At 67.7% G+C, this 14,616-nt stretch carries 12 protein-coding genes and 4 pseudogenes; 7 read left to right on the top strand and 9 right to left on the bottom strand.

Annotated features, from left to right (window positions below; all coding sequences use genetic code 11):
• Nucleotides 1-560 precede the first annotated feature (560 nt).
• Complete coding sequence (locus ACGRHY_RS26135; protein ID WP_394637756.1) at nt 561-1,385, bottom strand: hypothetical protein; 825 nt, start codon at nt 1,383-1,385, stop codon at nt 561-563.
• The gene (locus tag ACGRHY_RS26130) at nt 1,304-1,891 is read right to left on the bottom strand and encodes a VanZ family protein (RefSeq protein ID WP_394637755.1); all 588 of its coding nucleotides are present in this window, start codon (nt 1,889-1,891) and stop codon (nt 1,304-1,306) included. Before ACGRHY_RS26130 ends, ACGRHY_RS26135 begins: the two co-directional genes overlap by 82 nt.
• A 962-nt stretch (nt 1,892-2,853) precedes the next feature.
• On the opposite strand from ACGRHY_RS26130, the gene ACGRHY_RS26125 reads away from it, so the two are divergent.
• The gene (locus ACGRHY_RS26125; RefSeq protein ID WP_394637754.1) at nt 2,854-3,492 is read left to right on the top strand and encodes a peptidase inhibitor family I36 protein; all 639 of its coding nucleotides are present in this window, start codon (nt 2,854-2,856) and stop codon (nt 3,490-3,492) included.
• Nucleotides 3,493-3,576: 84 nt separating this feature from the next.
• Here ACGRHY_RS26125 and ACGRHY_RS26120 read toward each other — a convergent pair whose 3' ends face one another.
• Together ACGRHY_RS26120 and ACGRHY_RS26115 are read right to left on the bottom strand one after the other, a co-directional pair.
• Nucleotides 3,577-4,533: a CU044_5270 family protein gene (locus tag ACGRHY_RS26120; RefSeq protein ID WP_394637753.1), complete on the bottom strand. Its 957-nt coding sequence runs from the start codon at nt 4,531-4,533 to the stop codon at nt 3,577-3,579.
• On the bottom strand, nt 4,520-5,068 hold the full coding sequence (locus ACGRHY_RS26115; RefSeq protein ID WP_394637752.1) for an RNA polymerase sigma factor: 549 nt from the start codon (nt 5,066-5,068) through the stop codon (nt 4,520-4,522). The genes ACGRHY_RS26120 and ACGRHY_RS26115 overlap by 14 nt, the downstream gene beginning before the upstream one ends.
• Nucleotides 5,069-5,296: 228 nt before the next feature.
• On the opposite strand from ACGRHY_RS26115, the gene ACGRHY_RS26110 reads away from it, so the two are divergent.
• Nucleotides 5,297-5,428: a hypothetical protein gene (locus ACGRHY_RS26110; RefSeq protein WP_394637751.1), complete on the top strand. Its 132-nt coding sequence runs from the start codon at nt 5,297-5,299 to the stop codon at nt 5,426-5,428.
• 226 nt (nt 5,429-5,654) lie between these two features.
• Here ACGRHY_RS26110 and ACGRHY_RS26105 read toward each other — a convergent pair whose 3' ends face one another.
• Nucleotides 5,655-5,804 (bottom strand): hypothetical protein, encoded by a 150-nt coding sequence (locus ACGRHY_RS26105; protein ID WP_394637750.1) that lies wholly within the window; start codon nt 5,802-5,804, stop codon nt 5,655-5,657.
• Between the two features lie 695 nt (nt 5,805-6,499).
• Between ACGRHY_RS26105 and ACGRHY_RS26100 the strand changes: the two genes are divergently transcribed.
• The 4 genes and pseudogenes from ACGRHY_RS26100 to ACGRHY_RS30290 form a co-directional block, all read left to right on the top strand.
• Nucleotides 6,500-6,673 carry a hypothetical protein gene (locus ACGRHY_RS26100; protein ID WP_394637749.1) on the top strand — a complete coding sequence of 58 codons (174 nt, stop codon included), beginning with the start codon at nt 6,500-6,502 and terminating at the stop codon, nt 6,671-6,673.
• A 56-nt stretch (nt 6,674-6,729) separates the two neighbouring features.
• Nucleotides 6,730-7,497, top strand: a complete 768-nt coding sequence (locus ACGRHY_RS26095; protein WP_394637748.1) for an IS5 family transposase — start codon at nt 6,730-6,732, stop codon at nt 7,495-7,497.
• 416 nt (nt 7,498-7,913) lie between these two features.
• The gene (locus tag ACGRHY_RS26090) at nt 7,914-9,176 is read left to right on the top strand and encodes an MFS transporter (RefSeq protein WP_394637747.1); all 1,263 of its coding nucleotides are present in this window, start codon (nt 7,914-7,916) and stop codon (nt 9,174-9,176) included.
• 361 nt (nt 9,177-9,537) lie between these two features.
• Nucleotides 9,538-10,168: pseudogene (locus ACGRHY_RS30290) on the top strand (IS3 family transposase); the annotation flags it as partial.
• A gap of 3 nt (nt 10,169-10,171) precedes the next feature.
• Here the strand turns inward: ACGRHY_RS30290 and ACGRHY_RS26075 are convergent.
• Nucleotides 10,172-10,315 (bottom strand): annotated as a pseudogene (locus tag ACGRHY_RS26075) (IS5/IS1182 family transposase); the annotation flags it as partial.
• Nucleotides 10,316-10,380: 65 nt separating this feature from the next.
• Here ACGRHY_RS26075 and ACGRHY_RS26070 point away from each other — a divergent pair.
• A pseudogene (locus ACGRHY_RS26070) lies at nt 10,381-11,040 on the top strand (IS3 family transposase); the annotation flags it as partial.
• A gap of 34 nt (nt 11,041-11,074) precedes the next feature.
• Here ACGRHY_RS26070 and ACGRHY_RS26065 read toward each other — a convergent pair.
• The 3 genes and pseudogenes from ACGRHY_RS26065 to ACGRHY_RS26055 form a co-directional block, all read right to left on the bottom strand.
• A pseudogene (locus tag ACGRHY_RS26065) lies at nt 11,075-11,591 on the bottom strand (helix-turn-helix domain-containing protein); the annotation flags it as partial.
• A gap of 84 nt (nt 11,592-11,675) precedes the next feature.
• A complete protein-coding gene (locus ACGRHY_RS26060) occupies nt 11,676-13,262 on the bottom strand; it encodes an alpha-amylase family glycosyl hydrolase (protein WP_394637745.1) in 1,587 nt (528 codons plus the stop codon).
• A gap of 52 nt (nt 13,263-13,314) precedes the next feature.
• Nucleotides 13,315-14,349, bottom strand: a complete 1,035-nt coding sequence (locus ACGRHY_RS26055) for a questin oxidase family protein (protein ID WP_394637744.1) — start codon at nt 14,347-14,349, stop codon at nt 13,315-13,317.
• Between the last annotated feature and the right edge of the window lie 267 nt (nt 14,350-14,616).

Genomic DNA, 14,616 nt, shown 5'->3' with positions numbered 1-14,616 from the left:
GCGGGTTAGCCGCGCAACCCCGCATCCGGAGACCCCGGCCCAGAGGAGAACCCGCGAGGAACTACCCGATGAACACCCCGCCTGCCGCAGGCCCGAGACCGCGCGCGCCGCATCCGCGTACGGGCCGTACATGGCGATGGCCAACCCGCGGCCCTTCGCCCAGACCACGGCGGCGCGCAGCAGGACCGCCTGCGGAAACGGGCTCATGGTGGCGGCCGGGTACAGAGGAGGCAACCGAGCTGAGGCTGCTCCTGGCCCGGACAGAGGAACCGCCCCGCGCCGACGTCCTGCCTTTCACTACCCGGCCAAAGCCCGGCCAAGGTCCCGGAAGCGGGGGCCAGCGCTTCAGGTGTCATCGCTCTCCGGCCACCGCACAGCTGCAGGCACTGCATCGTGCAGCCCCAACCAGCGCCGCCCGATCCCGACATCCGCGCCCTCACCGCCCTCCCCCGCTCCGTCACACAACGGGCTGGGAGCGGAGGCGAGGTGGGGTGGTTGTCGCGTAGCTGGGCCGTCTTCTGCCTGCTTCCGGCAGGCTCGGGCTGAGGCTGTCGGGGCTCTCAGTAGGTGGTGTCGACGAACTCCCCGGTGACAGCGTTGATGAGGATGGTGACGTGCCCGGGTCCGTCCTGGAACTCCTCGGTGGGCTTGGGGGTGGCGTAGGTGATGGCCCAGCGGATCTCCCAGCGCCCTTCAGTGGTCTTCGACAGGAAGAGTTCCGAGCCGATCACCTTGCGGCTCTTGGTGTGTTCGGCTGCGGCCTGGCGGGCCTGTTCCTCGGTGATCTTGTGTGGGGGGAGGTCGGCGGGGGGCTTTTCGTTCCGGGCGGTGAAGGCGGAGATCCTGCCGGTGGGTTCGACGACGACGTCCATGCGCATGGGCATCAGGACGCCGTCGACGCGCTGGCGCCAGGAGACGGTGCGGGCCGGACCGTCGGCGACGGTCGGGTAGACCATGGTTTCGCTGTCCTTGAGGGCCCAGGGGAAGCGGGTGCGGACGAAGGCGGTGGCCTGGCGGACGGCGTCTTCGTCGTTGTCGACTTTTCGGTTGGGGACGCCAGGGAGGGCGGGGGCGTTGGTGGAGCCGCTGATCAGTTCCTGGCCGGGCCAGAGGATCTGCAGCAGGCCGTCGTCGAGGGCGACCGCCAGTTCACCGGAGTCGGCGTCCGGGCCTTTGAGGTATTGGACGTTGGCGATGGTGTGGGTGTCGCCGAAGATGTCGTGGACGGCTTTCTCCGCGGCCTGGTGCTGTGCGGTGCTGGCCTGGGTGATTTCGTTGACCTCGGCGAAGACCGGGGTGACGGTCAGGTAGCCGGCCAGGGCCAGGAGCGCGCCGCCGGCGGCGAGGACGGTGCCGCCGCGAGTGAGGTCAGTCTTGGTGAACACCGGTCCGGTTTCGGCTGTTCGGCGGCGGGAGCCGAGCAGGTGCAGTGCGGCGGCCAGGCCGACTCCGACGGCGGTGCCGAGGGTGTTGGCGACCACGTCCTCCGAGGCGCAGGAGCGGCCGCTGTGGGGGTGACGGCTTGGAGGAGTTCGGTGGTGCCCGACAGCAGGATCCCGCCGGCCAGAGGCAGGGCGTAGCGGCGGAAGGTGGTGGCGGCGAAGAATGCCACGGGGATGAACATGACGATGTTCATCAGCCCCTGCTGGCCGGTCAGCGGGGTGAGCAGGTCGCGGTTGAGGGTGCACACCTGCGGTGCTCCAGCGCCGGGGTGCATGGGGTAGAGGGTGGCGGTGGCTTCCGCGGCCAGTGCCAGGCCGAGTAGGACGGCGTGGGTTCGCGGCAGGTGGTGGCGCCGTGCCAGGAGGAACAAACCGGTGCCCAGGACTAACCCCAGGAGACAGAAGGTGGGGATCAGCCAGGGGTGTGACTGGACGATGGCGCGGATCACGGAAACCTCGGAATGAGTACGCGGTGGGTGGGCGTGGGGTCAAGACGGTGCCCGGGCCGCACGCGGTTGCGCGCGGTCCGGGCACCTTTCAGACCACGAGCAGGCGGTGGTGGCGACGCTGAACCGACAGTTCACGAGCGCCGACCGTTCAGCGGGGTCGGCGGTCAGGAGCCAGCGGAGCTTGGTGGCGATCCAGCCGGCCGCATAGGCGCAGTGCGCATCGGTGGCCGGGGGAAGCTATTCGACCGGGGCAGCGGGGCCGAGTGCGGGGCTGGCCGCCCCGGCAGCACCAGGTGTTTCCCGCCCGGTATGCGAGCGGTGCCGCGGAGGCGGTGCGGGGTGGGCGGTGGGCATCGTGTCCTCACGTTCCTCCGGCCGCACACGGCCGACTCGGTGGCCAGATAGGGCCGCGCGCGAGACGGCGCAAGCTTCCGGTGGCCACCATGCGAAGGCACCCCTGGTCTGCGGGCTGACCACCTGCGGCCGACCGCGCCCGCTACGTCCCCGAACACCCCTTGCCCGACCGGTTTGCCCATGACCGAGAACACCTCCCACGCGATAGTGGGCTGAAGGGCTTCCAGATCGGCACCATCCGGTATCAGACAAAGCTGCACGCCAGGAGATCACCGCCACTCCATGATCACCACAGGCGCCGAGGCACTCGCATGGCTTGACCGCGATCCACTCGGGAGCGACATCGACTTGATCAGCCCAGGTCAGACCGTCTGTTTCTGACCGCCTCCTTGGACGGTGCCGGAGGGAATCGGGGTGCTGTGATCAACGTGACCTAAAACTGATTGCTATGAGTGATCGATCAGTGATGCAGTGTTCACGCCCGGCCCGCCTGACAGCACCCCAGACGCACAGAAGCCGCCTGGAGGTACTACCAGGCATGCCCGAAATAACCATCTATGAGGGGGAAGTCCTTGCGTACGAAGCGCCGCTCGTTACGTACCGCTGCCGTGGCGGTCACCGCCATCGCGAGCCTGGCGGGTATCACGCAGGCCCAGGCGTCTGAGCCGCCTGGGGTAGACGACCCTGCAGCATCCACCGGGACGCTGCAGGAGTCCATCGATGAGGTGCTCGCCAACACCGAGGAGGGCACGCAGATCAGTGCCTACGAGATCTCCTGGGAGGGCGGAGCCGTCATCATGTCCTTCCCTCGCCCGGGAGAGGAAAAGGCGCCGGACAGTTCGCCCGCAGCGCGCAAGCTCCAGGCCAAGCTCGCCGGGGAGCCGCAGATGGGCACCAACGGCGCAGAGTGGGCAGAGTGGGTGGCCGGCGATCACGAAGGCTGTCCGACCGAGGTGTTCGGCAACGACTGGTACTGCTTCTACCAGTACGAGAACTACGGTGGGCGACGTCTGCAGTGGAACGCCTCTCATGAGGAGCGGGTCTACTTCTCCAACTACGACTTCATCAACAGGACATCCTCGTGGGTCAACGGCGGGGGGATGACCATCGGCGTCTACGGGCGGACCCGCAGCGGCGACGACAGCAGCTGCACCGATCAGCTGTGGTCTGAGTCCAAGCACATGAAGGACAGCTACGTCGGTGGTGTCGTCGACAACCGGGCTGACTGCTTCCGGACTTTCAACTAGCTTGCCCGTTGACCCCCGGCACTGTTCCTCCGCCCTCCTGCCGTGTACGCGGCGGGAGGGCGGAAGGGGTTCTGTGGCCGTCGCTCAGTCGCCGCGCGTGTAGCCGTGGTCGAGGTGGGTGACGTACTCGGTGACCGACGGGATCTTCACGTTCAACGCCCCGGCGTCTTTCGTGAGCATCTCCTCGTACGCCAGGAGCTTGCCCGTGTCCGGGGCGAGGATAACGGTCTGCTTCTTCGGCAGCCCGCCGAAGTCGGAGTCGACGGAGAAGGCCAAGCCCGGCCTGCCGGAGCGGTCCCGGACGGTGCCGTGGTACTCCATCCCGTCGAACGTCGCCAGCGCGCGTAGCACTCCGGCCTGCTGGCGCGGGGACAGGATCGTGTTCAGAGCGCGTTCGTTGAAGCGGCTGAGGAACGCGCCCGCTCCCCGGCCGTCGCCGCGGGAGAGAATCCAGTCCTTCATGGCTTGCGCGCCCCCGTCTGCGGGCGGCCGGGAGGCGGACTGCTCTCCCGCGGGGAAGTCGTCCGCCTCCCGGCCGCCGTCCCAGGTGATGACCTGGCGGGTGGACCCGTCGGGGCGGTGCCAGGTTTCGTAGCGCTGCGGGACGACCTCGGAGGTGACCCGCTCACCGTCGATGGTGGTGAACAGGGACCACATCTCGTATTCGAAGTGCGCGGTGGTGTCCTGGGGTGGGGCCGGGGCCGTTTGCTGTTCCGCCTTGCCCGCCAGTTGCCGGAGCAGTTGCGCGGCCGGGGTGCCTGCGGGGTCCTGCAGGCGGAGCGGGGCCGGGGTGGCGGCGTAGGCGGGGGTCTGGGCGGGGCTGTCCAGCAGGCCGATGCCGCCGACCACCGCCAGGGCCGTGACCGCGGCTGCCGCAGTCCACACCAGCGGACGCCGGCGGGTCCGCGCGCGGGCAGGCTGCGGCCGGCGGGGGGTGGCGGTGATACGGGCCAGGAGCGCTTCGGCTTCGGTGTCGTTCATCACCGGGGTGCTGTCACGGGCGGGGTCCAGGTCGCGTAGCAGCCTGTCAGTGTCGCGCATGGGTGACCTCCTGCTGGACGGATGTGCTGGTCGGGATGGAAGCTGCGGGATGCGCCTGGAATTGCCTGCGCAGCCGGCCGCGGGCGCGGTGCAGCCGCACCCGCACCGCCACGCTGCTCTGGCCCAGCACGCGGGCGATCTCCGCGGGGGTCAGTTCCTCCCACAGCGCCAGCCGCAGCACTTCCTGGTCCGCGGTGCCGAGCCGGCCGAAGGCCTGGGCCAGGTCGGTGCGGGCGGCCACCTCCTCCGCGTGTCCGGCATCAGGCCGGTGCGGCTGGATGGCCAGTAAGTCCTCCAGGTCGGTGCGGCGCCGGGCGGCGCGGCGGTCGTTGGCCAGCACCCGCCGGGCCACGCCGTACAGCCACGGCAGTGGGTCCGCGGGTATCCGGTCGAACCGGCGCCACGCGACCAGGAAGACCTCTGCCAGCACATCCCCCACCTCCTGCGGCCCGGCCCGCCGCAGCACGTACCGCTCCACTGCCTCCCGGTGACGCCGGTACAAGGCGGTGAACTGTTCCTCGATCGTCGATTCCATCTGCCCTCCACCCCGGTAGATGTCCGGCACCCCTGCACCTGTTACACCCGGCCCGAAAACATCGGGCCGCTGGCAGCGGCCCGGGCCGCCAGGAGAACGAGGACGAGCGGACGCCGGTGATGCCGCTGACCTGACCGGTGCGCGCGCCCGCAGCACACCACCTCGCAAGACCGGGAGGAATACTTGTACGCCCAACTCCCCGCCGGGTTGTGAACCAACGGATGGATCGTGGAACTCCCCGGCGCGGTGATCGCCATGTATCTGATCCTTCTGCACGAGCAGCGGGGCCAGGAAAAGAAGGTGTGGCTGTCCCCGCGCAGCGGGCGCGAGCGGTACGACCTCAGCGACGAGACCCCATGAACTCGCCCAACGCGGCCTGGCCGAAGTCTCCAAGCATCCCTGCACCAGAGCCTGTTCGAGGACCACTACCGCAGCCGCAACGTCTACGACTTCGACCCCCAGCAGCTCAGCCTCCGGGAACCGCCGGAGACCGGAAGCCGCCTCGTGGGGCTCTAGGGAAACTCTCCACAGCCTCTCTGGGCGCGCTGGCGCGACAATGAGACGGCAGCGCAGCCCCGGCCCTCCGTCAGCGGCGCAGCACCAGCGCGAGGACAGCCACCAGCATCGTCCCCACGGTGGCCGCGGCCACCACCGGCGCGTTCAGCGAGGGGTGCCGGGCGACGAGATAACCGACGAATGCCACCGCCAGCACCACCACACCAACGAGCGCCGCCACCCCCGAACTCGGAACCGCTGGCCTCGGAGACGAGGGCGGCACGGGTGGCTGCGGATATTGCCGGTTCTGCGGAGCGACGGGCATCACAGTCTCCTTCGTCTGAGTCAGGGCGCGCGGGCACACACCGGCGCCACTTACCTTGTTGTGGTTGCATGCGGCGGAAACGCTCGCCCTCACGCGTGATCCGGGGGCGAGCCACTACAGCAGGCAGCACAGTGAGGGAGGAGAGGGCTAACCGCGCAACCCCCTGCCCGGCCTTCCCGACCTGCCCCTCACAGAGCCATCAAGGAAGACGGCCTGCTACTTCACCGGAAGATCCCCCTTGGATCGCCCTGCGGCGGCTGCTCAGAGACCTGCCCGTCCGGCCCCTGAACAGCCCCCGTACACGGCCACGGGCATAACCGCACAAGCCCCGCCCGACGAGTAGGCTCGCCGTACGGTGCGCCTCAACATACCTTCGAATCGAAGGCAGAAGCTAACTCTCCCCTTAGTTGTGGTGCATAGGCAATACGATTAAGGGTGCTTTCAGTGCGTCTTGGCAAGTCAGAAGCCTTCGAATCGAAGGTGCGAGAAGGGGTCCGCCTTGTACACGTACGCCCACCGGCAGACCCGGAGCCCAACCGACCCTCCGGGGGAGCAGAGCGGGCGAACGGGTCGGACCGACGCAACGGAAGCGAGCAAGAAGGATGTGGGGCATGACTACGCGCCCGATGCTGACCCAGCAGAAGGCCACCGCCGCATGCAACGTCAGCCGCACCACCACCCGCCGCGAGGCCGGCGAACTCCCCGGCACAGTCCAGAACCCGCAGGCGACTGAGCCCGTTCCAACCTGGCCGCCGGGCAGGTCAGTTGGGATGACAGACAGGTGAAGCCCCTGGCAGATGGGTTTTCGACCAAGAAGAACCGTCTCCACCAGAGGCTTCGTGTGCTTGTCTACCCGTCCGGCGTCGACGTGTCCAGCTCTGCCCTGCGCTTCCTGTCCGCCAAGCTCCGTCAGCGCCGCCGGGAGCTCGGCACCCGGTGGCGGCGTCTGAGTCCGGGCCGGCAGGCCCTGCTCACACTCGCCCATCTCCGCAACGGCCACCCGTACGCCCAGCTCGCAGCCGGATTCGGTATCGGGACCACCACCGCCTACCGGTACGTCACCGAGGCCGTCGGGCTCCTGGCCGCGCTCGCCCCGACTCTTGCGGAGGCGGCCCGGACGGCATCGTCGAAGGCGTTCGTGCTGCTGGACGGCACCCTGCTGCCGATCGACCGCGTCGCCGCGGACCGCCCCTTCTACTCCGGGAAGCACAAGGGGCACGGGATGAACGTGCAGATCCTGGCCGATCCCACCGGTCGGCTGCTGTGGACCTCACCGGCTCTGCCCGGAGCCGTCCACGACGTCCGGGCCGCCCGCGAGCACGGCATCATCGCCGCTCTCACGGCCACCGGCATCACCTGCTGGGCCGACAAGGGCTACCGAGGCGCCGGAGGCACGGTCCGTGTCCCGTACTGGGGACGCTGGGAGACGCTCTCCCAAGGCCAGAAGGCCGTCAACCGGTCCCACGCCAAGATCCGGGCCCTGGTTGAGCAGGCCGTCGCCACCCTCAAGTCCTGGCGGCTCCTCCGCAAACTGCGCTGCTCGACCACCCGCATCACAAGCCTCGTCCAAGCCGTCCTGACCCTGCATCTGGCCAGCTCAGACCGATGATGGAAAGAGCTCAGTGGGTGTTGACCGTTCACTCAGGCGTGGCTATGGTTCGTCCGGCCATGATCCGCGGATACCGCTTTTCCTTACGACTGCGATCGACTCAAATCGCGTTCATTGCAGTCGGCCGCCCGGCCGCTCTTAGGGCATCGACCGTCCGGAGTGGGCCGTTTCCTGCGAACATCCATGCCGCCAGTCGACTCGAAGTTCCCCGGCCGGACCCGGAGGAGACAGGTCGGTGACCGATTTCGACGCAACTAATCACAGCCTATTCGACGGCCTGTTCGCCGAAGGACGGGGCGCCTTGACGGAAAGACATCCCCATTCACCCGGAATACGGCTTGGGCACCGCGTCTCGTCTCGTTCGTCCGAGACCGGCTCCGGAACACAGATTCACCCTCAAGTACTGACGAGGTAGCATGACTGCAGTCAACGACACCCCCGGTACCAATCTCTGGGGGCAGGCCGGATTCCGCAACCTGTGGATCGGGCTCACCGCCTCCGAGTTCGGCAGCCAACTCACCAAGGTGGCACTTCCCTTGGTGGCCGTGCTCGCGTTGGACGCGTCCTCCGAGCAGGTCGGCCTGCTTGCCGCGGTGACCCAGCTTCCCTACATCGTGGTGGCGCTGGTCGCGGGCGTTCTCGTCGACTGGTTCTCCCCGCGCCGGATATTGGTCGGCGCGGACCTGGGCCGACTCATGCTGCTGGGGGTGGTCCCGCTGCTGCACATCACCGGCGTGCTCGGCATCGGTTGGCTCTACCTGATCGCCTTCGCCGTCGGCACGTGCACGGTGCTGTTCGACATCGCGTCACAGGCCCAGCTGCCGCTGATCATCCACCGCGACCAGGTGGCCTCGGGCAACGGGGCCCTGGAAGCCAGTCGGTCGGCGTCGACCATCGCGGGCCCCGCCGCGGGCGGTGCGCTCGTGCAGGTCCTCACCGCGCCGTTGGCCGTTGTGGCCGGGGCCGCGGCCTACTTGGTGTCGGTGATCGCAGTGTGGCGCACGCCGGCCACCGGCGGCACGGGCAGCGGAAAGACCGTGGGCGGCGTGGTGATGCAGATCCGCGACGGGCTCCGCGTCGTGTTCGGCAACGAAGTGCTGCGGATCATGGCAATCGTCGCAGGCATCTACAACATGTTCTTCGCCGGCTTTCAGACCGTCAACCTGCTTTTCCTGACCCGTGAACTGGAGTTGTCGGCCAGCGCCGTGGGGATTGTGCTCGGCGCCCTCGGGCCCGGCCTGCTCCTCGGCGCGAGCTTTGCCGCGTGGCTTCCACAGAAAATCGGCTACGGGCCGACCATCCTCCTCACCGCCATAGGCGCCAACGGGATAGTGCAAGCAATATCTCTGGTACACGGCAACGGAATGCCTTCCGTCGCGGCATTGATACTGATCAATTTTCTGTTCGGAGGATTCGGCCTGGCTCACTCGATCGTGATGCGCACCATCCGACAGGTCATGACCCCGAATACCTTCCAAGGCCGGGTGGCCGCGACCAACCGCTTCCTCGCGCAGGGGGCAACACCGATCGGCGCACTGCTTGGCGGCTTGTTGGGCGGGCTGGTCGGCTTCCGGAGCGCGCAGCTGGCATTGACGCTGGGAATGCTATCCGTAGTGGTTCTCCTAGCGCTGTCGCCGTTGCCCCGGATCGGCAAAAACCTATCGCAGGTGGAGGCCTGATCAACACCTTCCGCACACACGGTCGGCCTCCGGCAGGGACACCGTCCTCGCCGGAGGCCGGCCGGCGCTCCCCGGCCCCCGGCCCCTCCGGTCACGTCTCGCAGCGCCTGCCCGTCAGAGATCGCGACCAGGACGGTCTCATGTGAGGGTCCCAGGTGCCGCGCGGAGAGTCGCGGCCGTCATACCGCCACGGCCTGGCCCGTGTTCCCGGGCCGCCACGCCGCCGTGGGTTGCACCGGCACCTCGTCGGCGGAGCCACTGAGGTGGGACTCGCGGTGTCGTAGGGGCTGACGCCTGCCGAGCGGTAGCGGTGAACCGCTCCGGGTCGACTGGAGACTCGATTTCATGCAAGGACCGAGTCATGGCACGACCTTCTCCCTACCCGCCTGAGCTGCGCAAGCGCGCGGTGCGCATGGTCGCCGAGATCCGCGGCGACTACCCGACCGAGTCCGCTGCGATCAACGCGGTCGTCGCAAAGCTGGGACTCGGCTCGCGCGAGACGCCGCGCAAGTGGATTCGCCAGGACCAGATCGATTCCGGGCAGCGTCCGGGGACGACGACGGAGGAGTCCGCGCGGATCAAGGCGCTGAAGAAGGAGAACGCCGAGCTGAAGCGGACCGACGAGATCCTGAAGGCCGCGGCGAGTTTCTTCGCGGCCGAGCTCGACCGGCCACATCCGCGCTCGTAACGTTCATCGACGGGCACCGGGACCGCTTCGGCGGCGTCGAGCCGATCTGCCGTATTCTCACCGACCACGACTGCAAGATCGCCCCGTCCACCTACTACGCCCACCACAAACACCTGACGTCACCCCGGCCCGCGTCGTCCGCGACACCGAACTGAAGATCCTGATCCAGGAGGCATACAACGCCAACTACCGCGTCCACGGCGCGAGGAAAATCTGGCGGCACCTGAACCGCCAGGGCTGGACGGTGGCCCGCTGCACCGTCGAACGCCTCATGCGCGAGCTCGGCATCACCGGCGCCGTCCGTGAAGGCCCGGACGCTGACGGAGTCGATCGCGCACCGTGACCAGTCCAGCTCGCCCCGGGAGCCGAGTTCGTCCAGGATCAGGCGGTGGAGCTTGACCCACACCCGGGCCTCGGTCCACTCGGTGAACCGTCGGGAGGCCGTCACCCCGGGCACCGCCCTGAGGATCAGCGGATGCCGAAACTGGCACCGCCGTACCAGCCTGACTTCTCCCAGGTCGGCCCATCAACCGCAAGCGGGTGGCACGGCTGATGCGCGAGCACGGTATCGTCGGCCTCCACCTGCGCAAACGCAAGCGGACGACCGTGCGGGACCGCGCCGCGCCGCCGGCGCCGGACCTGCTCGAGCGGGACTTCACCGCCGCGACGCTCGATGTCCGCCGGTGCGGCGGCATCACGTACATCCCGGTCGGGTCGTCGTGGCTCTATCTGGCCACGGTGATCGACATCTGCTCGCGCCGGGTGGTCGGCTGGTCCATCGCCGATCACATACGCGTGGACCTGGTCGTCGATGCGATGGAAGCGGCCGTGGCCGCCCGCGGCGGGAGCGTCGCGGGTGTGGCGTTCCACAGCGATCGCGGGGCGCAATATACGAGTCGGGCCTTCGCTGCGGCCTGCCGCCGGCACGGCATCCGCCGTTCGATGGGACGTGTCGGATCCAGCTACGACAATGCCCTGGCCGAGTCGTTCTTCCGGGGGCTGAAGCGGGAGTTGACGCACCAGCTCCGGTGGACCTCGAAGGCCGACGCCCGGCTCGGTCTGTTCCGCTGGCTTTCGTACTACAACCACCGCCGTCGGTACTCGGCTCTGCAGTACCTCACACCCATCGAGTTCGAACAGCGGTTGATCGACTCCGCTGGCCTCGACCTCACAGCATGGAACCCGGTGTCCACGCTCGGGGTGCAACCTCAAGGTGTTCGACGCGGGCCTTCTTGGCCGCGTAGTCGGGGTCGCGGGGGGGGCTTCCAGGTCTTCAGGCGTTGGTAGGAGACGCCTTCCTCGCGGAGCAGGGTGCGCAGGCCCTCGTGGCTGATGTCGTCGACCACCCCCTCGGCAATCAGGAAGTCCGCCAGCTCGGTCAGGCTCCAGGTCGAAAAGGGCAGGTCGTGTTCGGTCGGCTTGGACTTCGCGATCTTCTTGATCTCGCGGCGCTCGGGCAGGGCGAAGGTCTTGGGCCGGCCGCCCTTGTACTTCGGCTACAGGGAGTCGAAGCCGTCGGCGTTGAAGTTGTGGATCACGTCCCGGACCCGGTCCGCGCTGGTGAAGGTCACCTCGGCGATCTTTGTCACCGGTATGCCCTGGGCGGACAGCAGGACCATCTGGGCGCGCCGCCAGGTCACCACCGACCCGGTTCCCCGGCGGATGATCCGAAGCAGCCGTCTGCCTTCGTCATCGTCGATCTCGCGCACTCGTACCGGTTCTGCCACCCGGACAGGGTGACGGCCACGCGCCGCCCGGCACGGCGGACGGCGCGTCACATCACAACAGGGCAAACGTTGCCTGCTACGGCACTACTTCGGTCTCCAGATCGTCCCCTCGTCGGGAGCCAGAACCGGCGAGGTGCTGCTCACGGAAGCGGCGGGGCAAGTGGACAGGAGCCGTTCCCAGCCGCGGTCACCGAGGACCTGGCCGATACTGATCGCGCGATCAGTCAAGTTGAGCGTGATCAAGAGGGTTTCAGCCTCTGGGCGTCTGGAGCGCACATAGGCCAGCACTTCGGTGGGGCTGTCGAGGAACTCGATCAGGCCGGGTCCGAGGGCCTCATGATGGCGGCGCAAGTCCAGCAGCGCCCGTGTGAGCCTGAGTAGGGACCGGGGATCATCTTCCTGCGCTGCTGCGGTGCCTCCAGGGGGAAGCGCCAGGGGGAGCCACGGACTTGTGTCTGACGTGGTGAATCCCGCTGTCGGGCCGTCGTTCCAAGGCATGGGAGAGCGTGCGGGATCGCGGCTCAGTTCAGGGACGCGTGTTCCCCAGGGGTCCCGTACGTCTTCGGGAGCGATGTCCGCGTCCGGTAAGCCGAGTTCGTCGCCATTGTACAGGATGGCCGTGCCGGGCAGGGTGAGCAGCAGCAGCATAGCGTTGGGGGCTTGTGCCATTCCGACGCGTGAGGCAACCCTCGGGTCGTCGTGGCTGCCCATGACCCAGGTCGGCACCGCTGTGCCGGGGAGCGCGCGGATGACCGCGCGGACGAGGTCTCTGACGGCCTGGGCCTGCCAGGGAGTCTGCAGCAGGCCGAAGTTGATGGGGAGGTGGATTTCGTCGAGGTCGCGGCCGAAGTAGCGGCTCCAGACCGACCAGTCGTATTCGTGGACCTCTCCCAAGGAAATACGATCGCCCGCCCTGTCTCCGTAAGAGTCGAGTAGCTTGCGGAAGTCGCGGAAGATCTCGTGGACATCCGGATGGGCCTGGTCGTAAATGTGTTGCTGGCTGTCATAGTCACCCATGGGACGGTGATGGGCCGTGGCACCCGTTGGCGCCGGGGGGTTGTCTCGCAGTTCGGGGTCTTTGGCTAAAAGCGTGGCGCAGTCCACGCGAAATCCATCGACGCCACGGTCGAGCCAGAAGCGTGCTACATCGAACATGGCATTCTTGACGGCGAGGTTACGCCAATTCAGGTCGGGCATGGACGGCAGGAATGAGTGGAGATAGTACTGGCCGCTTTCGGTGTCCTGAGTCCATGCGGGTTCCCCGAACAAGGTGATCCAATTGTTGGGTGGTCCACCTCCCGGTGCCGGATCTCGCCATGTGTACCAGTCTCGCCGGTGGCTGTCCGGTCCTGTTCTTGATTCGCGGAACCACGGGTGTTCGCTGGATGTGTGATTGGGCACGTAGTCGATCAGCACACGCATTCCGTGACTATGCGCCGTGCGGATGAGAGCGTCGAAGTCCTTCAAATCCCCGAAGAGCGGATCGATGGCGGTGTGATCCCGGATGTCGTACCCGAAGTCCTCCATGGGGGAGGAGAAGAAGGGCGACAGCCACAGCGCGTCGACTCCGAGGGAGGCGAGGTAGGGGATCTGACTGCTAACGCCGCACAGGTCGCCGACGCCGTCGCCGTTGGTGTCGAGGAAACTCCGCGGGTAGACGTGGTAGATCACAGCGCCGTTCCACCAGGACCGCGTCGTCATCGGCTGTTGATCCCGGCCGCGTTCAGAAGGAGCCGGTCTCGCAGCGGCGGACCCAGTCGGTCGCTGCGATCGCGTAGGCGGGATCGGGGTTCAGTTTGTCTTCGCGCTGGCAGGCTTCCACGTACTTGATGGCGTGCGGGTCCTCGGTCGCCAGAGCGCGCTCGGCGAGTGTGGCGTAGTCCTGAACCGGCTCCTCGGGGTGATGCTCGCGTTGCCCGGTGCCGTAGGCGCTGCGGATGGCTGCCGAGAAACGCACGGCGGCGGCGACGCTGGGCCAGTGGAGTTCGGTGGGCAGGCTCGGCAGGACCAGGCGTACCGCCGCAGGCGTGGTGAGCGCGTGGACGAAGGCCATGGGAGTCTTGTGATCGTCCGTGAGGTAGCTCCCGGCGGCGGCCCGGGTGAGCCGGCTCAGCGCCTGGTTGGCGTCGTTCTCGGGGAGCAGGGAGTCCACGGCCGGCGCGAAGTCCGGTTCGAGCCATACCGTTTCGAGCCGGATCCTGAAGATCATGCCCATGCCCTGATCGCTGCGCAGCCTCGGGACCGCCTCCCACGCTTGCGCCAGATCCCGATTGCGTGGTGTCGACGGTTCCTCGGGGAGTTCCTGGTACCGGGCGGCCCAGTAGCCCAGTCCGCGGGCGAGTTCCTCGAGACGCCATGGGGTGTGGGCCTCCCCCAGCATCCGCACCGCGTGCCCGGTGCGGATGACGCCGTGGCCACCTCCTGCCGCGAAGCCTGGCAGCAGGCGCGGCCACCAGCGGGCGAGGACATCGGTCCAGGCAGCGCCGTCGAGTTGCCGCCGGAAGAATTCGGTCCAGTCCCCGAGGAGGCGCATGTTGCCAAGGGCGGGGCGCCAGTTGTCGTGGGTGATCTCGTGGAAGCGCCCGTACGTGTCCTCGTAGAGGATCTTCCGGTACGAGGACACCCAGGCCCCGATCGCGTCGGTGTGCCCGAGTTGCCCGAGGGCTTCGGCAGCCATGGGACCGTGGTTGCTCACACCCGGGCCGAACTCGGGCCCGGAGCCGCTGAGGTACTGCAGTGCGCCGTCTAGATCGTCCACCGTTCTCCCTAAGATCGCTTCCTCTCCATTGAAGGATGCGGCGGCCTCTTCGGCAACATGGTCGATACATATTGACTCATTCCGGGGCTGCCGGAAGGCTCGTGACCGGCATCCGCCCGGCACCGACGGGCGGGTTTCGGCAGTGGACAGGCGGAGCTGCGATCATGCGTATATGCGAGTCTTCGCAGGCGGTGACAGGTATCGTCAGGGACGCACTCATACGATCTTGGCTCGTTCCAGAGGGCTTTTCAGATCGACGGAAGCACG

The sequence above is a fragment of the Streptomyces shinuiensis genome, assembly GCF_043660855.1.
Taxonomy (GTDB): Bacteria; Actinomycetota; Actinomycetes; order Streptomycetales; family Streptomycetaceae; genus Streptomyces.
The sequence above is the reverse complement of the archived record's forward strand: the minus strand, read 5'-3'. Positions and strand labels throughout refer to the sequence as shown.